A 26,405-nucleotide genomic window follows, 5' to 3' on the forward strand; every position below is an offset into this window, starting at 1 on the left:
GCGAGATCAGAGTTGCCCACCGAATCCCCGGCGAACCACCCCGGAAGCCCCGATTCCCCCTGAAGCGTGATGACATGTCGATAAACCCCCTGCGATCAATCAATGGATCAAGGGACGCCCAGCTCAGACAGGACGGACACTTCAAGCCGCCCAAGATCAAGCAGGACAAGGGCTGAAGCGTTACGGCACATTTCCAGCCAATCTCCGACACGCCGCTCCGCCACCCGAAACCCCGCCCGAACCCTCTTCCCTTTATCGAACATGTGTACGAACATGGAAGCATGGCCACCTTGGACCGGCAGGCCAGCACCCTGGCCCTGGCACACGCCCTCTCCGCCGCCGAACGCGGGCTGGCGGTGATCCCCCTCTCCCGCCACAAACTCCCGGCCCTACGCTCCCCCCACCGCGACGCCCCGCCCCCGCCGTCCGCCACCGCGCGCCCCTCTCCCGGCGCCGCCCCGTCACCCGTCCCGTCCCCCGTCCCGCCCTGCCACGGCGAGTGCGGCCGCTTCGGCCACGGCGTGTACGACGCCTCCTCGGACCCCGCGCGCGTCCGCGAACTCTTCGCCGCCGCACCCTGGGCCACCGGTTACGGCATCGCCTGTGGCCGCCACCCCCACCATCTGATCGGCGTCGACCTCGACACCAAGTCCGGCACGGACTCCTCGACGGCCCTGCGCGAACTGGCCCTGCGCCACCTCTTCACGATCCCCGACACGGTCGTGGTGCTGACCCCCAGCGGAGGCCGCCACCTCTGGCTCACCGGCCCGCCCGACGTCGTCGTCCCCAACTCCGCGAGCCGCCTCGCCCCCGGCATAGACATCCGAGGCGCCGGCGGCTACCTGGTCGGCCCCGGCTCCCGCACGGACCACGGCGTCTACGCCACGGCCCCCGGCACCGCACACCTCCCGCCGGCCCCCTGCCCACCGGAACTCCTCCGCCTGCTGCTCCCGCCACCACCGCGCACCCCCCACACTTCGGGTGGCACCGGCAACGGCCACGGCCTGATCAACTTCGTCCTCACCGCCCATGAGGGCCAACGCAACACCCGCCTCTTCTGGGCGGCCTGCCGCGCCTACGAGAACGGTCTCGGCCCGGAACTCACCCACGCCCTGATCCAAGCCGCCGTCCACACGGGCCTCACGGAACGGGAGGCGAGATCGACGATCGCGTCGGCGGCCCGCATGTCGGGCGGCCGACGCCGGTGAAGGCCGGGGCGGGGCGGATGGTTGCCGACAGGAGGAAGGGGTGTGCGCCCGCCTCACTCACGACTGCGGCGGCGGACCTTCCCGCCCTTGCTCGCCCTCACCCGGCTGGTCCGCGCCCAGCTGCTGCCTGAGCCTCTCCTGAGCGGTGTCGACCTGGCCGCTGTACTTCCCCTGCGTCCTGTCGTCGACATAGTCACCGGACTTGTCCACACCCTTGCCGGCCTGCTCCTCGTGCCCCTTCAGCATCTGCTTGAGCTTGTCCATCACAGACATCGCGACTCCTTCCACTGGTCACCATCCCCTCCAGAATCAGCTCCGCCACCGCACCCCGCATCCCGAGCGACAGCCTCAAGTCACTGGCTCGGCGGGGCGAGGTACGCCCTTGAGGGATCGGAGTCCCTCCGGCGACCGCCACCGCGTAGACCTCGTCAACCAGCAACACGAAGTGGCCGGTAAGAAGCCCCCGGAGCGAGACGCGCGGCTCCGGCCGGGGAACGGAGGCCCTGGCCGGGACGGAGGCTCCCTCCATGTGCATGCGGCTCCTAGGCTCACCTCATGCCGTCCCCGCTGACCTCGAATCAGTTCATCCCCGACCACGAGGCGTTCGCCCAGTTCCTTGCGCGGCTCGCCGAGGAGTGCCGTCAGCATGGAGAGGAGTGGGAGAACGCGACCCTGCCACGGTTCCTCGAAGCGCTCACGGCTTGGGTGGAGTCCGGGCCCGTCTGGTACGAACGACACCGGGGCGAGCCCATGCCGACCGAAGGCAACTGGACGTACTTCGCGCACGCGCTGAGAGCCGCCACGATGTACGAGTGACGAGGGCCACCAAGGACCGGCCGAAAGCCGCGCCCCACCCGTGCCCCATCCGCGCCCGATCGCGCGGAAGGTCGCGGGGAGGGCGGCGGGGAACCACGGTCACCACCGGGTACCGCGCAACGCAACGGCCCCCGACCAATTCTCCTGGTCAGGGGCCGCTCGGCCATGCGGTGGGTGTGGGATTTGAACCCACGGTGACATCGCTGCCACGACGGTTTTCAAGACCGTTCCCTTAGGCCGCTCGGGCAACCCACCTGTGCCCCGGTCCACCTGGGACGGAGCGGCTACAGCCTACCGGCCGCGCGGGGCGGGCGGAGGACGTGGGCCGTACGGGGGATCGGGCGATCCCGGGTCGGGCGATGGGCTCAGCTGTCGCCCTGGCGTTCGCCCAGGGTGACCTCCGCCGTGTTGGTCTTGCCGTCGCGCGTGTACGTGAGGGTGACCTTGTCGCCGGGGAGGTGGGTCCAGATCTCGCCGATCAGGGTGGGGCCGCTGTCGATGACGTGGTCGTCGAGCTTGGTGATGACGTCCCCGGGCTTCAGACCGGCCTTGTCGGCGGGGCCGTTCGGTGTGATCGACGCCGCGCCGCCCTCGCCCGACTCCGTGATCTTCGCGCCGCCCGTGCCCTCCTCCAGGGAGACCGACGCCCCGATCACCGGGTAGACCGGCTCGCCGGTCTTGATCAGCTGCTGGGCCACGTTCTTCGCCTGGTTGATCGGGATCGCGAAGCCCAGGCCGATCGAACCCGCCTGGCCGGTGGTGAGACCGCCGTTGCTGGCGGACTGGATCGCCGAGTTGATGCCGATGACATTGCCCTGCGCGTCCAGCAGCGGACCACCGGAGTTGCCCGGGTTGATCGACGCGTCCGTCTGCAGGGCGCTCATGTACGACGCCTTGCTGCTCGCCGAGCCGTCGCTGGAGGCCACCGGACGGTTCTTGGCGCTGATGATGCCGGTCGTCACCGTGTTCGAGAGGCCGAAGGGGGCGCCGATCGCGATCGTCGAGTCGCCCACCGCCACCTTGTCGGAGTCGCCCAGGGTCAGCGGGTTCAGATCCGACGGCGCGTTCTTCAGCTTGATGACCGCCACGTCGTAGCCCTGCGCGTGGCCGACGACCTCGGCGTCGTACTTCTTGCCGTTCGGGAAGGTGGCCGTCACCTTGCCGCCGTCGACCGCCTCCGCGACCACGTGGTTGTTGGTGACGATATGACCTTCCTTGTCGAACACGAAGCCGGTACCCGTGCCGCCCTCGCCGTCGCTGTTCGACGCCTCGATGGTGACCGTGCTCGGCAGCGCCGCGGCGGCCACGGCGGCGACCGTACCGTCGGCGCGCTTGACCGACCCACCGCTCTGCGAGGCGGAAACCGTCGTGGAACCCGTCGAGTTGTCGTTCCGGTCGGCCAGCGAGTAGCCGATGCCACCGCCGACGCCGCCCGCCACCAGCGCGGCCACCAGGATCGCCGCGATCAGACCGCCACGCCTGCCGCCCGCCGGCTTGGGCGCGGGCTGCGCCCCCTGCTGCCACGACGAGCCCCAGCCGCCACCGGCACCACCAGGGCCACCGGGCATGGCAGGACCACCGGGAACATCGGCGGCGCCCGCACCACCACCGCCGTCCGCGTAGGCACCACCCTGCGCGCCGTGCACGCCCTGCCCGCCCTGCCCGCCCTGAGCGCTCTGGGCGTACGCGCCACCGTCCGCGTACGACGGAACCGCGGGCGGAGCCGGAGGCGGCCACGAGGCATCGGGCGCGGAGGACCCGCCGCCCATCCCGCCCGGCGCCTGCCCATAGCCGCCCGGACCGCCGACGCCAGGACCACCCGCCGCCGGAGGCTGACCATGTCCCTGCCCGGCCGCTGCCGCCGCGTACCCGGGCGCCCCGGAGCTCACCAGCTCCGGCTGCGGCTCCGCGGCGACCGGCTGCACCGCGGTCGGCCGCTCGGAGGCCATCGGCTGTGCGGCCGCACCCGGCTGTCCCGCCGCCGGCCCGTCCGCGACCGTCGGCTGCACCGCCGTGGGCGCCTCCGGCGCGACCGTCGGGACCGGTGGGATCTGCGGGATCGGTGCCGTGGGCGCGTGGTCGGCGGTATCGCCCGCCCCAACGTCACGGACCCCCACGTCGCGCACCCCCACCTCACCCGCCGCCGTGCCGTCGGCCGCCTTGTCGCCGGCCGGAGTCTCCGCAGGAGTGCCTTCCGAGGCCGTGGCCGGCGCGGAAGCAGCGGGAGTTTCCACCGGCACGGGAGGCGCGGACGGGGCGGGAGGTACCTCGTTGCCCTCGTTCTCGGTGCTCACAGCTCTTCTCCTCGGTCCACGGCGGTCACCTGTCGACGGTCGACTGTTCTTGATCGCACACAAACCTGTGCGCGAGTTTTGTATGTGGTCAGCTTTTCCCACGGGCCGTCAGGGCACCATAAGCGGTCTCTGTGGGTCCGGGACCATCCTTTATAAGGGAGAGAACGGGATCAATCCGACCAATAATTCATATTGCCAGGCCGCACACATCCCCGCTCCAGCCCCACCACGGTCGTACGACGGCACCGCCCCCACGCCTACCCCGCCGCAGTGGCACCATGACGCGGTGACCCACGCACGACAGCTCCCGATCCAGGTCGTCGCCCATCGCGGAGCATCCGAGGACGCCCCCGAGCACACCCTGGCCGCGTACAAGAAGGCGATCGAGGACGGTGCGGACGCCCTCGAATGCGATGTCCGGCTGACCGCGGACGGCCATCTGGTCTGTGTCCACGACCGGCGCGTCAACCGTACGTCCAACGGTCGCGGCGCGGTCTCCGCCCTGGAGCTCGCCGACCTCGCCGCACTGGACTTCGGCTCGTGGAAGAACGGCGACGAGGCCCCGGACTGGGAGGTCACCCCGGAGGACCGCGCGGACACCTCCGTCCTCACTCTCGAACGCCTCCTCGAACTCGTCGCCGACGCCGGCCGCCGGGTGGAGCTGGCCATCGAGACCAAGCACCCCACGCGCTGGGCGGGGCAGGTCGAGGAGCGGCTGCTGGTCCTGCTGAAGCGGTTCGGGCTGGACGCCCCCGCCTCGGCCGCCGACTCGCCGGTACGGATCATGAGCTTCTCGGCGCGCTCGCTGCAGCGCGTACGGGCCGCCGCCCCGACGCTGCCGACCGTCTATCTGCTGCAGTTCCTCTCGCCCCGGCTGCGCGACGGGCGGCTGCCCTCCGGTGTCCGGATCGCGGGGCCCTCCATCAGGATCGTGCGCAACCATCCCCTCTACATCGAGCGCCTGAAGCGGGCCGGTCACCAGGTCCACGTCTGGACCGTCAACGAGCTTGAGGACGTCGACCTCTGCGTCGACCTCGGCATCGACGCGATCATCACCAACCGCCCCCGAGCGGTCCTCGACCACCTCGGCCGCTGACAGCGACCCGCCACCGAGCCCTGTCCGCCCCCTCCGGGACCGCCCCGAACCTCTCCGGGAGCGCTTCGAACACGCCGCTGTTCACATCTGCGAGCACTTCGGCAAGTCCGCACCCGGCCTTGTCGTCCCGGTCACACGATCGAACCCGGAGGTAAGAATTCCCCCAAGGGGCCCGAACCGGACCGGGGTTCAAGTCGCCACATTAGGGACGAATTCCAGCCATGCGCTCACAGGGAGTGCACCGGCGCGTTCGGACCGTATTCGACTGTCAAGAGTGCGTCAGGGCACTTGTGTTGGCCGGTTTCCAGTCCAGTCCAATGGGGCATTCACACCGTGGCGTGGGGCGAAGGAGGTCTCGGGGGTGGCGTTGGTGGTGGCACAGGAGGTGCCCACGTCGTCGAGCATGGCCGTACCCCATGGCCCTGCGGGCGTGGGGGAAGCAAGGCACCGTATGCGCGATCAGTTGCGCGACGGCGGCGTGACGGAATCGGTCATCGACGATGCACTACTGATCCTTTCCGAACTACTGAGCAACGCCTGCAAACACGGCAGGCCCCTCGGCGACGCCCTCGCCGGTGACGGCGATGTGCGATGTTCCTGGCGCATGGACCCCTCGGGACGACTCACGGTCGAGGTGACGGACGGCGGTGGTCCGACCCGCCCGGTCCCGTCCACGCCCTCGGTCACCGCACACGGCGGCCGCGGGCTGAACATCGTCACGGCCCTGGCCCACGACTGGGGCGTACGGGACGACGCCCACGGCGAGGTCACGGTCTGGGTAGTGGTCCAGGACGACATACGCCACACCCACCGCCGCGAAGACTTCGCCACCCGCATCACGGCCCCGTCGGTCTCCACGATCCCCGACCTGGACTTCGCGGACGCCTTCGAGGACATGGACTGAGCGACCGCTTCCGAGCACCCTGGGCTACCCGCGCCTCTTCAGCGGGCGTTCGTTCACTACGCCGCAGGGCTGGCGCCCCGATCATTGGGGCGCCAGCCCCAAAAGGGGCGCGGGGCTGCATTGAATTTGCGGCTCCGCCGCGTGGGCGCGACCGGCCACAACGAACCCGCAGCCGCCAAAATCCGCGCACCCCCGAGCCATGAGGCGCTCCCGGCCAAGCCAGCGCAGCGACTAGGCTCGCGCCCCTGAGTACGAGACCAGCCGTGATCGGGAGACACCCACAATGGCCAAGAAGCGACCCCAGACGAAGGCCAAGCGCCCGCAGAGCACCGGCGGAGGCGGTGCCGTCGGCACCGATGGGCAGATTCCGGTCGTCGGCGCGCGCGAGCAGTGCCCCTGCGGCAGCGGCCGCCGGTACAAGGCCTGCCACGGCCGGGCCGCCGCCCAGGCGGTGACCGAGCTGGTGCAGCGGCCCTTCGAGGGGCTGCCCGGCGAGTGCGACTGGATCGCGCTGCGCGAGCTGGTGCCCGCCGCCACCGTCGAGCTGAAGCTGAAGGACGCGCTCCCCGAGGGCGTTCCCTCGGTCACGCTCGCCACCGTGCTGCCGATGGCGTGGCCCGCGCTGCGCCGCGACGACGGCTCGGTCCTGCTCGGCCTGCAGAACGACACGTCGTCCGGCGACATCAGCCGCGACCTCGCCGACACCCTCCAGCGCGCCCTGGTCGCCGAACCGGGCACCCCGGTGCAGGGCCGGCGTGTCCCGGCCGACGGTCCGCGACTGCAGGATCTGCTCGATTCCGAAGGCGCGTTCGAGCCAGTTGTCCACTCGGGCTTCGAGTTCTGGGTTCCGGACACGGAGAACGCCACTCCGGATGTGACGGCGTCCCTGGAGCGGGCCAACTCCGCGGCCATTCCGACCGTGAAGCTGTCGGGCGTCGACGCGGCGTACTGGTGCGAGACCCCGGAGAAGAACCATCTGCGGTGGGTCATGCCGCACCCGGAGGAGCGGCTTCTGGACGCTCTCGCCCGGCTGCACGCGGCGGGCGGCTCCAGCCTCGGTGAGGGCACGCGTCTGGTGGGCTCCTTCCGTGCTCACGGGCTCACCGTGCCCGTCTGGGACCTCCCGAGCGGGGTCGGCGCGGACGACATCGAGAAGCCGGCCGCCGAGTTCGCCGAGCGGCTCGCCGCGGCCCTCGCCGACGACGCTCCGCTCACCGCGGACGAGCGCCGGGCGCGCGGCGGACTCACCAACCGCCAGGTCACGTTGAGCTGAGACGGGGTCCCGAGACGGTCGAGCGGCGGGTCGATCAGGACCCGCCGCCGGTCGATCAAGACCTTGCGTTTGTGGTGACTCCTGTCACAACTTCCCTACGTGACAAGCAAATCCGTGTCCGAATAGCCGAGATGGAATTTGCGAAGAGCCGATCTCTTGTTACGGTTCCATTAGCCCGGTTGCTGGTGCATCCCCCGTCGCCAGCAACCGGGTCTTTTCATGCCCGCGTTCGGGGACGGCCCGGCTGGACGGAACAGCTTTCGGCGTCAACGCCCTTACGAGCGTGCGGAGTTGCTCCCGGAGCGCAGCAGCAGCGGCCCGCTCCCGTCGGGCGCCGCGAACTCCGCGACGGCGCTGTACGCCCCCATCTCGCCCCGCGTGCGCTCCCTGGGGGTCTCGCACGCCCCCGGCTCGTCCTCCGCGCCCACGGAGCAGTGCATGCGTACGGTCCGCCCACCGGGCGCCATCATGCTGAGGACCGAGCGCAACTTCCGCCCGGTGGCGTTGCGGTAGTACGTACGGGCCCAGGTCTCCTCGCCCTGGGAGAGGACACACGTCTGCGCCTCGATGCCGTCGGGGGAGGTGAGTTCGGGCCCGCACTGGGCGGCGGTGGCGAGGCCGAGGCCCAGCACGCGGCCCGCGCCCGCGTAGTCGTCCGTACCGCCGGTGCCGTCCGTGTCGCGCCCGTCCAGGCCGCCGGGCTTCGGATCGAGGAGCCCGAGAGCGCCCTCGGCGGCCCCGCCCGCTCGGGTGTCGCCGCCGCGCCCGTCGGCGTCGTCGGCGCGCGCGGCGCCGCGCGCCGGGTCGGAAGAGGGAGCGTTTTCGGCCGTACCGGATCGCTCCGCGAGGTGTGCGTCGTCCACCGGGCCGGCGGATGCCACCAGGGGTACGGCGAGGGCGAAGGCCACGGCGACGCACAGGCCGACGAGCCGGAGTCGGGGAGACGAAGGGGGAGCGCTGTGGCGGCCGCGCGACGACGGGGCCCCGCGGCCCCCGGGAAGACGCTGCATGAGCGGAAGATAACGACCGACCGGGGGCGCCCGGCCCCGCGCGCGCCGGGCGCGCTCAGAACTCGGGCGCGCTCACACCCGTACGAGTGAGGGCGTCGACGACCGCGTCCACCACGGCCTCGACGTCGGGGACCCAGGGCGCGGCCGAGCCGGGCAGCGGTGCGCGCTCCCAGCGGATGAGGCCGTGGCCGGTCTCGGAGGGGGGCAGGGCGAGATAGCCGCCCTCGCCGTGGAAGCGGAGGGAGCCGGGGACGAAGTCCTTGGCGTAGAGCAGTTCGCCCAGCTGTTCCATGGAGTACGGCGCGACGAGGATGGCCCAGCGGTGTGGGGCGGCCACGACGGGGCCGAGGCGCATTCCGGTGCGGTCGAGCGCGGCGAGGGCGCGGGAGGCGGCGAGCGCCGGCAGGCTCACCGCGCAGGGGGCGCCGCCTCCGGTGGCCAGCACGATCGGGGCCGTCGGCCGGTTGGTCCACCACCAGCGGACCATGCGCTCGTCCGTGGTCGCGGCGAGCAGCGGGGGGTCGAAGGGGTGAGCGCCGGGCACCACGCACTCGGGGTCCGGGCAGCCGCAGCGAGCGCGCCCCTGCGGGTCCGGGGCCACACCCGGGAGTACGGGCCACTGCCATTCCGTAGCGAACGTCAGGGCCTGCTCAAGAAGCTCGGGCCTCCCGCCGCCCAGCTTGGACAGGAGCCTGCGCCGCCTTCCGGGAATCTCGCGCATGAGCGCTCGTCCTTTCCGTTGCACGCATGGCAACACCGTGGGTCACATCACAACATGTGTCGTTCACTTCACTGTGCGTACCTGCAGGCGCATCACACCCCTGTCGCGGACAAGGGGAACCCCAGTGGTTCTGACTCGGTTACGTCCGCGTCCACCGCTTGCGTCGACTTGCGTCTGTCAAAAGCATGGGCATGGCGTAGGGGTGGCGGCGCCTGGCGTTTTGCCGTCCCTCATGTGCACGCCGCCTCCGCCACGGGAGGATGGGGCTCGGTCGTCGGTGGATAGGACGCCCGGTTCCGGCGCCAGGTTCCGGGTGGCTGCTACCGCCCCTGGCCTTCACCGAGTACGTACCCATCACGACCGCTGTGACGCTCTGTTGAACAAGGCCAGTCGACCTCAATACACCGCTTCCCACAACACTTTTAAGCCAACTTCTCTTTTTCCAAAGGACTGGACAAGAACCCAACAGGGGTCCAACACAATCCCACGGACACCAGATATCCCCGCAGGACAATGCTGGACATCTCCTTACGAGTGCGTGTACATGTGGAGACATTGCCAGCGGCGCAGAATGACATGGGGGTTTTGCGATGCTTTTGAGCAATACGCACCGGTCGGAAAGCCGGACACCATGAACGCCCCTCACCTTCCGAAAGTGGCTGGAATCGATTCAACGGTTCCCTCCCCCGCACACACTGTCGCGCCGACGCCTGCCGCCCCGGGCGCCTCCTCGACCACATCCCCCACTCCCGCCACAGCGGCGAGCACATCGGATACGCCCTCCGCCCCCGGCGCCGTGCTCCAGGACCGTCTCGCGGGCTGGGTCTCCGATCTCACGACGCTGCACGAACTCACCGAGCGTCTGACCCGCACGGACTCACTCGACAGCGCACTGGAGGAAGTGCTGAGCGCCGGAGCCGCCCTCGTCGGCGCCCGGCGCGGACTCCTCGTCCTGGAGCCCGTCGACGGACTCGGCCCGGACACCACCGTCGGCCTCGGCCTCTGCCGCGCCGACCTCGGCCATATCGAGACCGTGCCGCGCAGCTCACTGGCGTACGGCCGCATCCTCGACGGACTGCCCGGCGGCGACCGCGAGATCGCCCAGCCCGATCTGCTCTCCGAGGACGAACTCGACCCCCGGCACCGCGAGGTCGCCGCCCGGCTGGGATTCGCCGCCAGTTACGCGCTCCCCCTCGCCGGCGAGCGCGCGGGCCGACTCGGCGCCGCCGTCTGGCTCTACGACGAGCCGGCCGAGCCGGTCGAACGTCAGCGCCACCTGGTCGGGCTCTACGCGCGCCACGCCGCCGAGCACCTGGCTCTGCTCGTCGAGGTGCAGCGCACGCGCGCGTGCATGGCGACCGTCTCCGAGGAACTGCTCCCGTCCCGGCTGCCCCGGGTCGCGGGTGTCCAGCTCGCCGCCCGGCATCGCACCGGGCCGCGCGGCGGCGGCGACTGGTACGACGCGCTGCCGCTGCCCGATGCCGCTCTCGGCCTCGCGGTCGGCTCGGTGACCGGGTCCGGGCCCAGCGCGATCGCCGCGATGGGCCGGCTGAGGGCCTCACTGCGGGCGTACGCGGTGATGGAAGGGGAGGACCCCGTCGCCGTCCTCTCCGACCTTGAGCTGCTGCTGCGGCTGACCGAGCCCGCCCGCTCGGCCACCGCGCTCTTCGCCCATGTCGAGCCCGCGCTGCGCAAGCTCACACTGGCCGGGGCCGGGCACAGTCCGCCGCTGGTGATCGGGGAGCGGCGCACGGAGTTCGTGGAGACCTCGCTGTCGGCGCCGCTCGGCATGCTGGCGTGCTGGGAGGCACCGAGCGTGGAGCTGACCGCAGAGCCAGGAGAAACCGTCCTGCTGTACACCGACGGCCTCCTCCAGCGCACCGGCGACACCACGGACCGGGCGTTCGCCCGACTCCACGCGGCCGCCGCGGGCGTCCCCCGGCCCCTGCGCACCGACCCCGCCGCCATCGCCGACCATGTGCTGCGCACGATGCTGCCGGACGACCTGGACGAGTCCGGCGGCACGGAGGACGTGGTGCTGCTGGCGGCGCGCTTCGAGTGACCTCCGGACCACCGGAGAGTGGTCCGCCCAGTGGTCCACAGCCCGTTGTCCACAGCCCGTGGAGCCCCTTGTCCACAGGCCCCTGGGCCCCGCCCCGTACGACCGTACGATGGACGGGGTCCAGTGCCGTATCAAGGAGGATGACCGTGGCGGACGAGCTCCCGGAGACCCCGGAGAACGAGACCACCGAAGCCGAGGAGCCGATCAAGCAGCGCAAGAACGGGCTGTACCCGGAGGTCTCCGACGAACTGGCCGAGAGCATGAAGTCGGGCTGGGCGGACACCGAGTTGCACGGTCTGGAGCCGATCCCCCAGGCCGCCCAGACGGCCGCGCGGCGCTCCGCGCTCTCGGCACGCTTCCCCGGCGACCGCCTGGTGATCCCCTCCGGGAAGCTGAAGACCCGCTCGAACGACACGGAGTACCCCTTCCGGGCCTCGGTCGAGTACGCGTACCTCACCGGCAACCAGACAGAGGACGGCGTGCTGGTCCTGGAGCCGACGGCCGACGGCCACGAGGCGACCGTCTATCTGCTGCCGCGCTCGGACCGTGAGAACGGTGAGTTCTGGCTGTCGGGTCAGGGCGAACTGTGGGTGGGGCGGCGGCATTCGCTCGCCGAGTCCGAGCAGCTGTACGGGCTGCCGGCCGCCGATGTGCGGGAGCTGGCCGACAAGCTGCGCGCGGCCACCGGCCCGGTGCGTGTCGTGCGTGGTTACGACACGGACGTCGAGGCGGCGCTGACCGACAAGGTCACCGGCGAGCGCGACGAGGAACTGCGGGTCTTCCTCTCCGAGATGCGGCTGGTCAAGGACGCGTTCGAGATCGGCGAGCTGCAGAAGGCGGTCGACTCGACGGTCCGCGGCTTCGAGGACGTCGTACGGGTGCTGGACAAGGCCGAGGCGACGTCGGAGCGGTACATCGAGGGCACGTTCTTCCTGCGCGCCCGCATCGAGGGGAACGACGTCGGCTACGGCTCCATCTGCGCCGCCGGACCGCACGCCTGCACGCTGCACTGGGTCCGCAACGACGGTCCGGTGCGCTCGGGGGACCTGCTCCTGCTGGACGCGGGCGTGGAGACGCACACGTACTACACCGCCGACGTCACGCGCACCCTGCCGATCAGCGGCACGTACAGCGAGATCCAGCGGAAGATCTACGACGCCGTGTACGACGCCCAGGAGGCCGGGATCGCGGCGGTCAAGCCCGGCGGCAAGTACCGGGACTTCCACGACGCCGCGCAGCGGGTGCTGGCCGAGCGGCTGGTGGAGTGGGGGCTGGTGGACGGGCCGGTCGAGCGGGTGCTGGAGCTGGGGCTGCAGCGGCGGTGGACGCTGCACGGGACCGGGCACATGCTCGGGATGGACGTCCACGACTGCGCTGCCGCGCGGACCGAGACGTATGTGGACGGTGTGCTGGAGCCGGGGATGGTGCTGACCGTGGAGCCCGGGTTGTACTTCCAGGCCGATGATCTGACCGTGCCGGAGGAGTACCGGGGGATCGGCGTGCGGATCGAGGACGACATCCTCGTGACGGAGTCCGGGAACCGGAACCTGAGCGCGGGGTTGCCTCGTCGGGCCGACGAGGTGGAGGGGTGGATGGCTTCGCTGCGAGGTTGAGGGGCGGGGCGGGTTGGGCGCCTCATAGCTCGGGGGGTGGGGGTTTGTGGGCGACTGCGGGTCCGTCGTGGCCGTTTCGGGCGGTTCCCCGCGCCCCTAAAAGACAAAGGCCCGGCCCTGCGGACCGAAAAGCAAGGGGCGCAGCCCCTGCTTTTCAGGGGCGCGGGGAACCGCGCGAGTAACCCCCACCCACCCACACACGCCCCACAACCCCGCCCCCGAGCTCTCCGGCGCAGGGGGTCGAAGGGGCGCAGCCCTTGGGGATGGGACGGGTAGGGGCGGCGGGGGCGAGGATCTGATCGTCAGACGGGCAGCGCGTCCACGAAGAGCGCCCCCGCCAGCAGGGAGCCGCTCCCTCGCGGGCTCCAGCCACGGCTCTGGAGGTCCGCGTCGAAGGCGGCGAGGGCCTCGCGGCCGGCGGCGGTGGCCGTACCCCCCGCTTCCAGGACGCCTCGGGCGGTGGCCTGGACATGGCGGAGGCCGTGGGGACCGGCGGTGTAGAGGAGTTCGGTGTCCTGGAGGGTCGACATGACCGTCAGGAGGGCGTCGAGGCGGGCGTCCGGCTCGGGGACACCGGCCTTGCGGGCCTTGGCCAGGGCGTCGAGTGCCCGGCGTACATGGGGGAACCCTGCGCGGGCCTCGCCCCGGGCGCCCGCCGCACCGTACTTGGCGGATACCGACGAACCCCGGGAGGGCCGCCGGGGCGCCCGGCGGTCGGGGTGGGCGGCGATCTTCTTGGCGGTGGCGGCCAGTTCGCGCCCCCGGGCGCCGGGCTCCAGGGCCGCTGCGGCGACCAGGAGCCCGAGCACCCAGGTGGCGCCGCGATGACCGCCGCCGGCGAGCTGCACCGAGTGCTCGGTGCAGCGGCCTATCGCGCCGAGTTCCGCCCGGAGTTCGGGCGTGGCGGCGCCGTTGCGGCGGGCGCAGGCCGCCATGGCCGCGAGGCCGGGCGTCAGTGCCTTGGCCGACCAGCGCAGGGCACGGTGGTCCTGCCGGGTCACCCGGGCGTCGAGATCGCGCGGGTCGGGCAGTCCGGGCTTGGGGGCTAGCTCCAACTGCCGTGTCAGCGCGGCCACCGCGGCCCGCGCGAGCGTCTCGTCCTCGCGGCTGCTCATGGGCGTACCTTACGAAGCCGTCGCGGAGTCGGAGGTACTTTCGGTCGCGGAGTCCGTCGGGGCGTCCGTGGGGGCGTCCGCCGGGGGCTCACCGGACGGGGGCGTGCCGCCCTCGCCGCCACCGCCGCTGCCGGCGCCGGTGTTCTCGGCGTCGGGGTCGATGCCGAGGGTGAGGAAGCCCTTGTAGCCGCGGGCGGGGTTGTTCTTCTTCACGGCCTTGAGGGTGAGCAGACCGCTGGAGGCGCCGCCGCCGTCGTACACCATGTCGTTGTCGAGGGTGGTGTAGCTGCCGGAGTGCTGGGAGTAGGGCTCCAGGGTGAAGATCTCCTGGGCGATCTCGTCATCGAAGAAGAACTGGCCGGTGTAGTTGACCTTGCCGCCCTCGTAGGTGCCGTCCTCCTTCTCACCGCCGGTGTGGACCTTGACGTGGATGTGGCAGGTGCGCGGGGTGTACCAACCGGGGAAGATCGTCTCGAACTTGACGACCCCGTTCGCGTTCGCGATCTGGTAACCGCGGAGGTAGGTGTTGTCGTTGGCGGTCGAGCCGTCCTCGCTCTCGGCGGGCGCCGAGCCGCCGGGGTTCGCGGTCGTGTAGCCGGAGTAGTAGCCCCAGGCGTCGCAGTGCCAGATCTCCACGGCCGCGCCGGGGACCGGGGTGCAGCCGTCGGTGGCGTCCACGACGGTCAGGCGAAGGGTGAGGGGGACACCGCTCTTGCCTTCGGTGATGTCCTTGCGGACCAGCGCGCCGTCGAGGTAGTACGGCCCCTCGGTGACGCTGGACATCAGGGTCATGCACTCGCTGGAGCCGGTGCTGGTCGCCGACGCCGTGGCCGTCGCCTCGGTGGTGGTGGTCGTCTCGTCCGCGAACGCCGACTGATAACCCGCGACCGCCAGGCCACCGGCCGCGACCGTTCCTCCGGTCACCGCGAGAGCGCGGCGCCGCGTGATCGTTTTGCTTTTGTGGTTTCCCGTCATGGCAGTGAAGTTATGGACGCAGTCCGTCAGAGGGCTGGGGTGCGGCTGTGAGAGGGCTGAGAGTGCTGAGAAGACTGAAACCTCCCCAAAAGGGCGTCAGAGCTACGCACGGTGACCTGCCGACGCGGCGTCACCCGTGAGGACGCATCGGCGCGTATCGCCCGAAGTCGAGGTGATGGGGCGGGCTTGGGCCATAGCAGACGTGGGGGGGCGGGGCGACGTTCTTGGCGGGAGCCCAGGGCTCCACTGGACCCCGGGCCTGGCGGGGGCTGACTGCGGCGGAGGCCGACCCTTGCAGGAACCGCGGGCTTCACCACACCCCAGCCCTGGCGGGGCCCGACCCTGACGGCTCCTGAGGCCGCCGAGGCGATCGGGATCGGCGCCCCAACCGCCATCAAACCTGGTTGACCGCCCAGCTCATGACGCGGGCCAGCACCCGCAGTGCACCGAAGTGGACGGCACCCTGCTCCACCTCGACCTCCACGTCCAGGATGTTCCGGCCAAGCCAACGGATGTGCCCACAGGGGCGAAGATGTCGTCCTCGCCGTGCCAGAGCTTCACCGGCGTGGTGATCCGGCCCAGGTCGTACCCACCCCATGCTGAACACCATCACGCCGTCCACCCAGCCGTCGGCCGAACTACGCGGCTTTTCCGCGAAGTTGCGGTCCAGCATGGCCTGAATACCGGCGTCCGCCACGATCCACCGGTCGGACTCCGGAAGCCCACCCTCCATCCCGGCGACGGAACCGGCCGGGTCGGCCAGGATCGACCCGGCCCGCCGGTTAAAACCGCCGACGCCAAATCGCGCGGAGGGCCGCGAGCGACGGCCAAGGGTCGCGGTCACCCGGTTCCGCCCATGTCGACGTTGACGTACTCGCGCACATCAACTCGATCACGCCTTCGATCCAGTCCAGCCCGAGCCCGCCCCGCAGCGCGAGGCTGACAAGCGCCGCCACCCGCGTCGTACGGTCCGGCAGCAGCGCGGCACAGGCCAGCGCGTGCGGGGCACCACCAGAGCGGCCGACCACGGCGAAGCGGCCGATTCCCAGGGCGTCGGCGATCTGCGCCACGTCGGCCGCGGCCGCGTTCACCTCCGGCCCTGCACCCGGTCCGAGTCTCCTTATCCCGACCGGTCGAAGGTGATCAGACGGATACGCATGCGGCACAGCAACTGCTCACGCGGCGCGGGGCCAAGACGGTGCCGGGAATGCCGTGCAGCAGGAACACCGGTCGCCCGTCCGGATCTCCGCTCTGGCTCACCGCCAGCCGCCGCCCGTCCTACGTACGCACCATCAACTGCATCGCCATCCCTTGTCGTCCCGTCCCGCCCATGTGCCCCGCCCGACCCCGCCCCCACCAATGGCCAAAGGCCAGGCCGGACATGGGCTTCGGGCTGCGCCCGGCTACGGCACGGAGCACAAGGGGAGACCACACCCAGGAGCACCGGGCACGCACCGAACGCGTCGGCCGGCCGCAACTCGGGGCGGGGTGGCATACGCCGCCACGACCATACGGCCGGGACGCCGTCGCCGTGGGGCCCGGCATCGCCCTGCGGCCCACCATGACCGTGCGGCCCTCCGTGACCGTTCAGTCGCCATCACCGTCCGGTCGCCATCGCCGTACGACGGACCGGCGGCCTTGTCATACGGCACGACAGCGCCGACCTCGTAGCGACGCCAAGTCGCTGTCGTAGCGCGCCCGCAAGGCCCGTCCACAGCCGGTCTTCACTGTGGATGCGCGGGGCCCACGCACATGCTCGCGGGGGCGTGGCCGTCGGCAGAACCAGCCGACGTGCTACACCGCCACCAGAGGTGCGTCCTCGCGCCACTTGAGGATCTTGTCGAAGCTGACGACCGCGCCGGAGCGGCCCGGCTTGTTGCCGATGTGAACGTGGTCGGCGAGTTCGCGGATGAGGCAGAGGCCGCGGCCGTTCTCGGCGTCGGAGGGGGCCGGGCGGACGGGCTGGCGGTGCGGGAACCCGGGGCCCGAGTCGGCGACCTCGATACGGCACTTCTCGCCGTCCAGATAAGCCGTGACCCGGTACGCCTCACTGGTGCCGTCCGTGGCACGGGCACCGTGTTCGACCGCGTTCGCACAGGCCTCGCTGAGCGCGACGGAGAGGTCGTAGGAGACGTCCGGGTCGACACCCGCGGTCTCCATCGTGCCGAGCAGCAGGCGCCGGGCGAGCGGCACGCTCGCAGCCTCACGCCGCAAATGGAGGGACCACCAGATGCTCATGCTCCAGCCTCCTGGCCGCGGCTCGACATACCGTTACGTATTGCCACCCGAGCCGTCCCGCAATCGCCCGGAACGGCCCCCACCGCTCGAACGGCGGATGCGAACGGATCATGATCGGTGTATGCGGGGCAGCCCTGCGGTTTGGTTTCACGTGAAACCCCCGGCTCATTGACGGAGCGCGGGGTGTGACATACGCGGCTCCGCCGCGTGGGCGCGACCGGCCACAGCGAACTCACACCCGCCAAACGTGAGAAATCCCCCACCCGGTAGGCGCACCTCCTTCGCCCGAACGCACGCCCCTCGTCCCCCATGGCCCCACCTGAACACTGCCTCCCTCCCATCCGTATCTCCCCAACAAGAAACCGGCGCCCCAGCGGGGCCCCGGCCCACAGGAACCCGACGAACCCAGCGGAGCGCCCTGGTGCGATGATGAGCCAGCCATGACTGCCCCCCACCCACGCCGATCGAGCGCCCCGCGCCGGTCGCGCGCCGGAGGCGACCGTGATCTCCGGGTACTGCGGGCCGCGGTGTTCGCCGCGGCCTGTGTCGTGCTGGCCGGGGCCGGTCACGCGCTCGCGTCGTGCGCGACGATCCCGCTGTGGAGCCTGGGCGCCGGATTCGTCGGCGTCTTCGCCGTGGCGGCCGTGCTGGCCGGCCGGGAACGCTCGCTCCTGAGCATCGCCGCACTGCTGGCGGTGGGTCAGACCGTGCTGCACACCCTCTTCGGGCTGGGCCAGCACGGTACGGGTACGGGGGTGACCGGGTCGTCGAAGGCCGCCGCGCTCATGGACGCGGCCGTCGTCGAACACGCCGCCCGGTTCGTGTGCGGTACGACCGCCGCCGCTCTGAGCCCCGATCAGGCCCGGCGAATCCTCGTCGAGGCAGGGCTCGGCACCCATGTCACACATCACCCGGCGGACGCCCTGACGACCGCCGCGGACTCCTCGACGTCGGTACTGCCGTCCCTGCCCATGCTGCTCGGCCATGTGCTCGCGGCCGTCGCCACCGGTTGGGTGCTCCGCCACGGCGACCTTGCCTTGCTGCGCCTGGTCCGGCTGTCGGAGGAGCAGCAGGGCCACGAACCGCTCGTACGGTGCCTGCGCGGGGCGCTCGCGCTGGCGAGGGCGCTGTTGTCCGGGCTCCTCGACACCCCGGACGCCGTGTCGCGCGTACCTCGCACCACGTACGCGGCGCCACCCGCGCCGCGTACGACCGCGCTCCAGCACACCGTGATCCGGCGCGGGCCGCCCGCCGAACTCTCCCTCGCCGCCTGACACGACGCGCCACTCACTCCACGTACACCCGGGGGGACGGTCGCCGTCATGCGGCGTCGGCACGCGCGTACCCGTTCGTCGCCGCCATCGGTCCGATCTCCGGTCCCGGCTCGGGCTCAGCCCCGGCCCCCGGGCGGTTCCGATCCCGGCTCCGTACACCGCGTGCGCCGGTTTCCCTCTCGTCCTCTCTCCCTCACTCACTCACCGTGGAGTGTCACCAGTCATGAAGGCTTCTCGTATCGCCGCCGTCGGCGCCCTCGCCGGTTCGGCCGTCCTCGTTCTGTCCGGTCCCGCGTTCGCGCACGTCAGCGTCGTGGCGGAGGGCACCGCGGCCAAGGGCGGATACGCGGTCGTCGACTTCAAGGTCCCCAACGAGCGCGACGACGCCTCGACCACCAAGCTGGAGGTCAACTTCCCGACCGACCACCCGCTGGCGTCGGCCCAGCCCGAGGCCATCCCCGGCTGGAAGATCGAGGTCACCAAGGCCAAGCTCGACAAGCCGGTCGAGATGCATGGCGAGCAGATCGACGAGGCGGTCTCCAAGATCACCTGGACCGCCACCGGGGACGGCATCGAAGCCGGCTTCTTCCAGAAGTTCCCGGTCTCCATCGGCCAGCTCCCCGAGGACACCGACGAACTGGTCTTCAAGGCCCTCCAGACGTACTCCAACAAGGAGGTCGTCCGCTGGATCGAGGTCCCGCAGGACGGCCAGGAGGAGCCCGACAACCCGGCACCGGTACTCGCGCTGTCCGCCGCGACCGACGACCACCACGGCTCGTCCGGGTCCTCCGACTCGACCACCGCGTCCGACACGTCGGAGGACTCCGGCGAGGACACCGAGGCCGCCTCGAACGAGACCGCCGCCGAGCCCGCCGACAGCAGCGACACCACCGCCCGTGTGCTCGGCGTCGTCGGCATCGTGGTCGGCGCCGCGGGCGTCGCGTACGGCGTCATGGCCGGCCGTCGGCGTACGGACGCCCCGGGCACCGACGCCTGACGCCGGGCTCCTCCTCCCCTGAACTCCCTCCTCGGCGCGCGCGGGCGTCGTACGACACCGTCATCGTCAGACGTCGACGTCGTACGACACCGACACCGTCATCGGACCGGACCGGACCGGCCGTGACGGCGTACGACCCCGTGCGCGCCGGGGCTCGAACATCTGGGACATTTCCTTATGCGCACCAACACGAAGAAGAGGGCGTACGCGGTAGGCGCCCTGCTCGCCGCGGCCGTCCTCACCCTCTCCGCCTGCGGCAGCGGCGAAGAGTCCACGGCGTCGGTCACCGAGGTCTCCGACACCGGGCCACGGAAGGCGGGCACGGTCCTCGACCAGCCGTTCACCAAGCCGGACCTGGTCCTCACCGACACCCAGGGCAAGTCGTACGACCTCCGCGAGGAGACCAAGGGCAAGCCGACGCTGATCTACTTCGGCTACACCAACTGCCCCGACGTCTGCCCGCTGACCATGAACAACCTCGCGGTCGCGAAGAAGGAGGTGTCGAAGAAGCTGTCGAAGTCGGAGATGGCGAACCTCCGGCTGGTCTTCGTCACCACCGACCCGGAGCGGGACACCCCGACCGAGCTCGGCAAGTGGCTCAAGGGCATCGACCCCGAGATCGTCGGCCTCACCGGCGACTTCGACAAGATCCAGGCCGGCGCCCGCACCCTCGGCATCTCCATCAACCCGCCGACCAAGGACAAGAACGGCAAGACCATCTCCGAGCACGGCACCCAGGTCATCGCGTTCTCGCCGAAGACCGACGGGGGCTATGTGCTGTACGGCGAGGACGCGACCGTCCAGGACTACGAGAAGGACCTGCCGAAGCTGCTCAAGGGGCAGAACCCGTGAGGCTCGCCCCGGCCCGGCCCGGTCTGGTCGGCGTCACCGGCGCCATCACCGTCGCCGCGCTCGTCGTGAGCGGGTGCGGTGCCTCGGGGTCGTCCGATTCCTCCGCCGCCGAGCTGTCCGTGAAATCCGCGTATATGCCGCAGCCGGTCACGGACTCGCTGGCGGCCGGTTATCTCGTCATCGAGAACAAGGGCGGTACGGCGGACGAGCTGACCTCCGTGACCAGCGATGTCGCCCAGGACGTCACCGTCCACAAGACCACCGGGCAGTCGATGCGGGAGGTATCGGCCCTGAAGGTCCCCGCCGGCGGTGAACTCGTGCTCGCCAGCGGCGGAAACCATCTGATGTTCGAGAACCTGAAGCGCAAGCCGAAGGAAGGCGAGACCGTGTCCCTGCGGTTGAACTTCACCAAGTCCAAGGCCATCACGGTCGAGATGCCCGTGAAGTCGGCGACGTACCAGCCGACGACCGGGCGCTGAGGGAGGGACCCCTGTTGACCCCGTTGAGGCCCTTGAGCGGGACGAGAGCGGTGAGCCGGTCGAGGCCGTCGACACGGCGGACGCCGTCGATACGGCTGCGGCCGTTGCTGTTGTTGCTGCTCGCCACCTTCGGCACGCTGCTCGCCGGAGCCGTGCCGGTCTCCGCGCACGCCGCGCTGACCGGCAGCGATCCACAGCAGGGAGCGGTGGTCGAGGAGGCGCCGTCCCAGGTGGCGCTCACGTTCTCCGAGAAGGTCGCGATGTCCGACGGCTCGGTGCGCGTGTACGACCCCAAGGGCAAGCAGGTCGACACCGGTGACGTCACCGACCTCGGCGGCAACAGCTATGGCGTCGGCCTGCACTCCGGCCTGCCCGACGGCACGTTCACCGTCACCTACCAGGTGGTCTCGGCGGACAGCCACCCCGTCTCCGGGGCCTTCACCTTCTCTGTGGGGGCACCTTCCAAGACGGCGGCCATCGTGCCCGAGCAGACCGCCGGCGGCGGGGTCGTCGGGGGCCTCTACGGGTTCGCCCGCTACATGTCGTACGCCGGTTTCATCCTGCTGGTCGGCGGCGCGGCCTTCGTCCTGGCCTGCTGGCAGCGCGGCGCCGGGGTCCGTCCCGTGCAGCGCCTGGTGGTCACCGGCTGGCTCACGCTGACCTCCGCCACCCTCGCGATGCTGCTGCTGCGCGGCTCGTACGCCGGCTCCGGCAAGCTCGGCGACGTCTTCGATCTGGACCTCCTCGGCCAGGTCCTCCAGACGAAGACGGGCGCGGCCCTGGTCTCCCGCCTCCTCCTGCTCGCCGCGGCGGCCCTGTTCATCGCGGTGCTGTTCGGGGCGTACGCGCGGCGGGACGAGGAGCCCGAGGGGTCTGAGAGCGTCGAGGGGGCCGAAGGGTCCGAGGGCGAGGCGGGCACCGACGAGGCCTCGGAAACGTCGGGCGCCGAGGCTGCCGAGGGTGGCCGGAAGGCATCTCGCGAGGACACCGCCGAGGACGAGAACGAGAACGACGAAGACGACTACGAGGACACCTTCCGGCGGGATCTCACCTTCGGGCTGGCCATCGGCGGTGGTGTGGTCGCGATCGGCCTCGCGGCGAGCTGGGCGATGTCCGAGCACGCCTCGACCGGTATCCAGGCGGGCCTCGCCATGCCCCTCGACATCGTGCACCTGCTGGCGGTCGCCGTCTGGCTGGGCGGTCTGGCGACCCTGCTCGTGGCACTCTTCCGGGCACCGGCCGACGCCCAGATCGAGACCACGGCTGTACGACGGTTCTCGCGCGTGGCGTTCGGCAGCGTCATCGTGTTGGCCGCGACCGGGATCTACCAGTCGTGGCGGCAGGTCGGCACGTGGTCGGCGCTGACCGACACGTCGTACGGGCAACTGCTGCTGGTGAAGATCGGTCTGGTCGCCGTACTGATCGGGATCGCGTGGATCTCACGGCGGTGGACGGGCCAGTTGGCGGATGCCCCCGCCGTGGCGGACACCGAGCAGAAGATCGCGGCGCCTGTCCGGGAGAAGGAACCGGCCGCCGCCGTCGCGGAGAAGAAGTCCGGGGCCCCCGCCGAGAAGCAGGCGGCGGAGTCGGGCGGCTCCGCCGTGGGTGCGCCGGTCGCGGGTACGCCGGCCGTGCGGGATTCATCCCCGGTTGCTTCGGCCGTGGGCGATTCCGAGCGGGCCGCGCAGCTCGCGCGGCAGCGGGCCGCGATGGCGAGCGCTCGGGAGAAGCGGATACGGAACGCCGATCCGGGCCGTACGGGACTGCGCAGGTCGGTGCTGGCGGAGGCGGGCGTCGCCGTCGTCCTGCTGGCCGTGACGACAGCTCTGACGTCCGCCGAGCCGGGGCGCACGGTGGAGGAGGCCAAGGCGGCCAAGGCAGCCGTGACGCAGGAGGCGGAGCAGACCGGGGCACTGGCGCTGGACATCCCCTTCGACACCGGGGGCAAGGACGGCCAGGGCGTCGCCCGGCTGGAGATCGACCCCGCGCGAGTGGGCGCCAACGAGATGCACCTCTACGTCCAGCGCACCGACGGCAAGGCGTACGACGTCCCTGAGGTGAAGGTCTCCTTCACCCTGGAGGCCAAGGACATCGGCCCCCTGCCCGTCGTCCCCGATCACATCGCCACCGGGCACTGGACGGCCGACGGCGTGCAGATCCCCATGGCGGGCGACTGGAAGATCGAGATCACCGTGCGGACATCCGACATCGATCAGGTGACCGTAGGCAAGAACGCGAAGATCGGCTGAACCACACCATGTCTGACCTGCCCACGACGAGCCCTTCCGGCAGAGAGAACGGTGCCCCCGCAGGAGCGCGGGGCTCCGCCATGAGCGGCTCCGCCGCGAAGGCGCGAGCAACCGGTGACACCCCTCAGCCGTCGACGGACACCGCACAGTCGCCGACGGGATCATCGGCGCCACAGCGAGAAGGCGACGCCCCGTCCCCCGGCGGAACGATCTCCCGGCGCCGGCTGCTGGGCACCGCCGGGGCGACAGGGCTGGCCTTGGGTGCGGCCGGGGCCGCCACGGGCTACGCGGCGGCGTCGTCCTCCGACTCGTCCTCGAAGGTCACCCCGCTGTCCTCCCTGGGCGCGGGGGAGGTCGTGTTTCACGTGAAACATCAGCCCGGCATCACGACACCTCTCCAGGCCCGTGGCCACCTCATCGCGTTCGATCTGGCCGCCGGGGCCGGTCGCAAGGAGGCGGCGGCCCTGATGCGCCGCTGGTCCGACACGGCCCGGCGGCTGATGGCCGGGGAGCCGTCCGCCCAGGACGACACGGGTATCGCCCTCGACGCCGGGCCGTCGTCGCTGACGATCACCTTCGGCTTCGGGCACAGCTTCTTCACCCGGACCGGCCTGGAGAAACAGCGCCCGGACTCCCTGGACCCGCTGCCGGAGTTCTCCTCGGACCAGATCGACAAGGCGCGCAGCAACGGTGACCTGTGGGTCCAGATCGGCGCCGACGACGCGCTCGTCGCGTTCCACGCCCTGCGCGCGATCCATAAGGACGCGGGCAGCGCGGCCCGGGTGCGCTGGCAGATGAACGGCTTCAACCGTTCACCGGGCGCCACCTCCCACGCCATGACCGCGCGCAATCTGATGGGCCAGATCGACGGCACACGCAATCCCAAGCCGACGGAATCCGACTTCGACGAGCGGATCTTCGTACCCGCGAACGTCGGCGGGTCGGGCGAGGGCGCGTCGGACGACCCGGCGTGGATGGCGAACGGTTCGTACGCGGTCGTGCGCCGTATCCGGATGCTCCTCGACGACTGGGACGGGCTCTCGCTGAAGGAGCAGGAGGACGTCATCGGCCGCAGGAAGTCGGACGGCGCCGCGCTGAGCGGGGGCGAGAAGGCGACCGAGACGACCGAGATGGACCTGGAGAAGACGGACTCCCAGGGCAATCTGCTGGTCCCCATCAACGCACACGCGCGTATCACCCGCCCCGACCAGAACGGCGGCGCGGCCATGCTCCGCCGCCCGTTCTCCTTCCACGACGGCATCGACACGAAGGGCGTCCCGGACGCCGGTCTCCTCTTCGTCTGCTGGCAGGCCGACCCCCTCCGGGGCTTCATCCCCGTCCAGCGGAAGCTCGACCGGGGCGACGCCCTCTCCAAGTTCATCCGCCACGAGTCCAGCGGCCTCTTCGCGGTGCCCGGGGGAGCGGCCGAGGGGGAGTACGTGGGCCAGCGACTGCTGGAGAGCTAGGCGGTTTCGTTCGGGATGCGCGGGCGGACCGCCCTGACCGTGGCGGAGCAGGACATGGCGTGACGAGGCGGGTGGGGCGGAGCGGGTGAACCGTCGCATACCGGAGCGGCGGGGGCGTGGCGTGGCGAGCGTCCTGCCACGGGGCGGCGGCCGCGAGACACGTGCGCGGCCCTCGCCACAGGCCCATTAGGGTGAGGGCATGCCAGCCAGCTACGTGTACCTCGGCCCCGAGGGCACCTTCACCGAGGTCGCCCTGCGCACGCTGCCGGAGTCCGCGACCCGCGAGCTCATCCCGATGGTCTCCGTCCCCGCCGCCCTCGACGCCGTGCGGAACGGCGAAGCGGAGGCCGCCTTCGTCCCGATCGAGAACTCGGTGGAGGGCGGCATCACCACCACCCTCGACGAACTGGTCGCCGGCGCCCCGCTGATGATCTACCGCGAGGTACTCCTCTCGATCACCTTCGCGCTGCTGGTCCGCCCGGGCACGAAGCTCTCCGAGATCAAGACGGTCACCGCCCACCCGGCCGCCCAGACCCAGGTCCGCAACTGGATGAAGGCCAACCTCTCCCCGGACGTCGTCTGGGAGTCCGCCGCCTCGAACGCCGACGGCGCCCGCCTCGTCCAGGAGGGCCGCTACGATGCCGCCTTCGCCGGGGAGTTCGCGGCCTCCCGGTACGGGCTGGAGGCCCTGGAGACCGAGATCCACGACGCGGAGAACGCCCAGACCCGGTTCGTCCTGGTCGGCCGCCCCGCCCGCCCGGCCGCCCCGACCGGCGCCGACAAGACCTCCGTCGTGATCTGGCAGCGCGACGACCACCCCGGCGCCCTGCGCGACCTGCTGGGCGAGTTCGCCGCCCGTGGCGTCAACCTGATGCTGCTCCAGTCCCGTCCGACCGGCGAGGGCATCGGCAACTACTGCTTCGCCCTCGACGCCGAGGGCCATATCTCCGACCGCCGGGTCGCCGAGACACTGATGGGCCTCAAGCGGGTCTGCCTCCAGGTGCGTTTCCTCGGCTCGTACCCGCGTGCGGATGCCGCCACCGCCGAGGTCCGGCCCGCTCTGCCGGGCACCTCGGACGCCGAGTTCGTCGCGGCGTCGGACTGGGTGGCCCGCTGCCAGGACGGCCGCTTCTAACCGGCGCCGCCCCCGGCGCCGGCCTTGGCCCGGGCCCCAGCCGGGTCTCCGGCCCGGGTCCTGTCGGCCTCGGCCGACTCCGCCCCGACCTCGGCCGGGGCCGTACGACCCCGGCCACCTGACTGCGCGACCGGACGGCGGCGTCCCGGTCCAGTCCTACCTGCTTATTTTCTTTGTCCACAGAAGTTATCCACAGGTGGGCTTCTCGACCTGGGGACAAGTCGACAACATGGCGGTGCTCAGTCGACAAATCCCCTTGGTGGACCCCACTCCGTCCACACCCCCGTCGGTCACCCTTCGTCCACGCGTTTCCCTCGGTCAATCCTTTAGAGCGAGCCATTTCCGAGCGAATCCACTCGAAAGTGGGCGTGCAGGTGGTTTGAGTCGGGAATCCTCGACTCGTTGCCCGTCGCCGGAAATGATCACCGGCGAAGTCCACAGATCTTCCACACAGCCTGTGGATAACTTTTCGCGGCTGTGGATTCCTGTGGACGACTTCCCCCAAGTCCCGCACTCCACAAGGGAGTCGAGTCAACCAGAGGCCGCTTCGGTGCACCCTTCCAGGGAATCAGCACCCAATTCATTGACCCAGCCCGGTCCCGCCACAGCGGGCAGACATTTCTCTTGA

Annotated in this window: 23 protein-coding genes and 1 tRNA gene; 14 read left to right on the top strand and 10 right to left on the bottom strand. The window is 70.9% G+C overall.

Annotation, left to right across the window (positions count from 1 at the left end; all coding sequences use genetic code 11):
• Positions 1-281: 281 nt before the first annotated feature.
• Positions 282-1,208 carry a bifunctional DNA primase/polymerase gene (locus ACWD4G_RS10995; RefSeq protein ID WP_451292378.1) on the top strand — a complete coding sequence of 309 codons (927 nt, stop codon included), beginning with the start codon at positions 282-284 and terminating at the stop codon, positions 1,206-1,208.
• Between the two features lie 57 nt (positions 1,209-1,265).
• On the opposite strand, the gene ACWD4G_RS11000 is transcribed toward ACWD4G_RS10995, so the two are convergent.
• Complete coding sequence (locus ACWD4G_RS11000; protein ID WP_451292379.1) at positions 1,266-1,481, bottom strand: antitoxin; 216 nt, start codon at positions 1,479-1,481, stop codon at positions 1,266-1,268.
• Between the two features lie 282 nt (positions 1,482-1,763).
• Between ACWD4G_RS11000 and ACWD4G_RS11005 the strand changes: the two genes are divergently transcribed.
• Entirely contained in the window at positions 1,764-2,024 is a 261-nt protein-coding gene (locus ACWD4G_RS11005) for a DUF7660 family protein (protein ID WP_451292380.1), read from the top strand.
• 168 nt (positions 2,025-2,192) lie between these two features.
• Here the strand turns inward: ACWD4G_RS11005 and ACWD4G_RS11010 are convergent.
• Positions 2,193-2,279 (bottom strand) — tRNA-Ser (locus ACWD4G_RS11010).
• 110 nt (positions 2,280-2,389) lie between these two features.
• On the bottom strand, positions 2,390-4,318 hold the full coding sequence (locus tag ACWD4G_RS11015) for a S1C family serine protease (protein ID WP_451292381.1): 1,929 nt from the start codon (positions 4,316-4,318) through the stop codon (positions 2,390-2,392).
• A 286-nt stretch (positions 4,319-4,604) separates the two neighbouring features.
• Between ACWD4G_RS11015 and ACWD4G_RS11020 the strand changes: the two genes are divergently transcribed.
• From ACWD4G_RS11020 to ACWD4G_RS11030, 3 genes are all read left to right on the top strand, one after another.
• Positions 4,605-5,414 carry a glycerophosphodiester phosphodiesterase gene (locus ACWD4G_RS11020; protein WP_451292382.1) on the top strand — a complete coding sequence of 270 codons (810 nt, stop codon included), beginning with the start codon at positions 4,605-4,607 and terminating at the stop codon, positions 5,412-5,414.
• A gap of 361 nt (positions 5,415-5,775) precedes the next feature.
• On the top strand, positions 5,776-6,318 hold the full coding sequence (locus ACWD4G_RS11025) for an ATP-binding protein (RefSeq protein ID WP_451292383.1): 543 nt from the start codon (positions 5,776-5,778) through the stop codon (positions 6,316-6,318).
• 283 nt (positions 6,319-6,601) lie between these two features.
• Complete coding sequence (locus tag ACWD4G_RS11030) at positions 6,602-7,591, top strand: DUF5926 family protein (RefSeq protein WP_451292384.1); 990 nt, start codon at positions 6,602-6,604, stop codon at positions 7,589-7,591.
• Between the two features lie 275 nt (positions 7,592-7,866).
• Here the strand turns inward: ACWD4G_RS11030 and ACWD4G_RS11035 are convergent, their stop codons facing one another.
• Both ACWD4G_RS11035 and ACWD4G_RS11040 read right to left on the bottom strand, forming a co-directional pair.
• Complete coding sequence (locus tag ACWD4G_RS11035) at positions 7,867-8,601, bottom strand: hypothetical protein (protein WP_451292385.1); 735 nt, start codon at positions 8,599-8,601, stop codon at positions 7,867-7,869.
• Between the two features lie 55 nt (positions 8,602-8,656).
• A complete protein-coding gene (locus tag ACWD4G_RS11040) occupies positions 8,657-9,322 on the bottom strand; it encodes a bifunctional DNA primase/polymerase (RefSeq protein WP_451292386.1) in 666 nt (221 codons plus the stop codon).
• 631 nt (positions 9,323-9,953) lie between these two features.
• On the opposite strand from ACWD4G_RS11040, the gene ACWD4G_RS11045 reads away from it, so the two are divergent.
• A complete protein-coding gene (locus tag ACWD4G_RS11045) occupies positions 9,954-11,384 on the top strand; it encodes a PP2C family protein-serine/threonine phosphatase (RefSeq protein ID WP_451292387.1) in 1,431 nt (476 codons plus the stop codon).
• Positions 11,385-11,524: 140 nt separating this feature from the next.
• On the top strand, positions 11,525-12,997 hold the full coding sequence (locus ACWD4G_RS11050; RefSeq protein WP_451292388.1) for an aminopeptidase P family protein: 1,473 nt from the start codon (positions 11,525-11,527) through the stop codon (positions 12,995-12,997).
• A 302-nt stretch (positions 12,998-13,299) separates the two neighbouring features.
• On the opposite strand, the gene ACWD4G_RS11055 is transcribed toward ACWD4G_RS11050, so the two are convergent.
• The 5 genes from ACWD4G_RS11055 to ACWD4G_RS11075 all read right to left on the bottom strand — a co-directional run bounded on the left by ACWD4G_RS11055 (position 13,300) and on the right by ACWD4G_RS11075 (position 17,325).
• Positions 13,300-14,112, bottom strand: a complete 813-nt coding sequence (locus ACWD4G_RS11055; RefSeq protein WP_451292389.1) for a triphosphoribosyl-dephospho-CoA synthase — start codon at positions 14,110-14,112, stop codon at positions 13,300-13,302.
• Between the two features lie 9 nt (positions 14,113-14,121).
• Positions 14,122-15,087 (bottom strand): intradiol ring-cleavage dioxygenase, encoded by a 966-nt coding sequence (locus ACWD4G_RS11060; protein WP_451292390.1) that lies wholly within the window; start codon positions 15,085-15,087, stop codon positions 14,122-14,124.
• Between the two features lie 394 nt (positions 15,088-15,481).
• On the bottom strand, positions 15,482-15,931 hold the full coding sequence (locus tag ACWD4G_RS11065; RefSeq protein WP_451292391.1) for a hypothetical protein: 450 nt from the start codon (positions 15,929-15,931) through the stop codon (positions 15,482-15,484).
• A complete protein-coding gene (locus tag ACWD4G_RS11070) occupies positions 15,870-16,178 on the bottom strand; it encodes an alpha/beta fold hydrolase (RefSeq protein ID WP_451292392.1) in 309 nt (102 codons plus the stop codon). Before ACWD4G_RS11070 ends, ACWD4G_RS11065 begins: the two co-directional genes overlap by 62 nt.
• 703 nt (positions 16,179-16,881) lie before the next feature.
• The gene (locus tag ACWD4G_RS11075; protein ID WP_451292393.1) at positions 16,882-17,325 is read right to left on the bottom strand and encodes an ATP-binding protein; all 444 of its coding nucleotides are present in this window, start codon (positions 17,323-17,325) and stop codon (positions 16,882-16,884) included.
• 440 nt (positions 17,326-17,765) lie between these two features.
• Here ACWD4G_RS11075 and ACWD4G_RS11080 point away from each other — a divergent pair, with 440 nt between their 5' ends.
• From ACWD4G_RS11080 to pheA, 7 genes are all read left to right on the top strand, one after another.
• Entirely contained in the window at positions 17,766-18,599 is an 834-nt protein-coding gene (locus ACWD4G_RS11080; protein ID WP_451292394.1) for a hypothetical protein, read from the top strand.
• A 223-nt stretch (positions 18,600-18,822) separates the two neighbouring features.
• A complete protein-coding gene (locus tag ACWD4G_RS11085; protein ID WP_451292395.1) occupies positions 18,823-19,596 on the top strand; it encodes a YcnI family copper-binding membrane protein in 774 nt (257 codons plus the stop codon).
• Positions 19,597-19,773: 177 nt separating this feature from the next.
• Positions 19,774-20,448 carry an SCO family protein gene (locus ACWD4G_RS11090; RefSeq protein WP_451292396.1) on the top strand — a complete coding sequence of 225 codons (675 nt, stop codon included), beginning with the start codon at positions 19,774-19,776 and terminating at the stop codon, positions 20,446-20,448.
• Positions 20,445-20,927, top strand: a complete 483-nt coding sequence (locus ACWD4G_RS11095; RefSeq protein WP_451292397.1) for a copper chaperone PCu(A)C — start codon at positions 20,445-20,447, stop codon at positions 20,925-20,927. Before ACWD4G_RS11090 ends, ACWD4G_RS11095 begins: the two co-directional genes overlap by 4 nt.
• Positions 20,928-20,977: 50 nt before the next feature.
• Positions 20,978-23,176 (top strand): copper resistance CopC/CopD family protein, encoded by a 2,199-nt coding sequence (locus tag ACWD4G_RS11100; protein WP_451292637.1) that lies wholly within the window; start codon positions 20,978-20,980, stop codon positions 23,174-23,176.
• A gap of 80 nt (positions 23,177-23,256) precedes the next feature.
• A complete protein-coding gene (gene efeB, locus ACWD4G_RS11105; protein ID WP_451292398.1) occupies positions 23,257-24,642 on the top strand; it encodes an iron uptake transporter deferrochelatase/peroxidase subunit in 1,386 nt (461 codons plus the stop codon).
• 199 nt (positions 24,643-24,841) lie between these two features.
• The gene (gene pheA / locus ACWD4G_RS11110; protein ID WP_451292399.1) at positions 24,842-25,777 is read left to right on the top strand and encodes a prephenate dehydratase; all 936 of its coding nucleotides are present in this window, start codon (positions 24,842-24,844) and stop codon (positions 25,775-25,777) included.
• Positions 25,778-26,405: the final 628 nt, after the last annotated feature.

This window comes from Streptomyces sp. NPDC002643, from assembly GCF_053592555.1.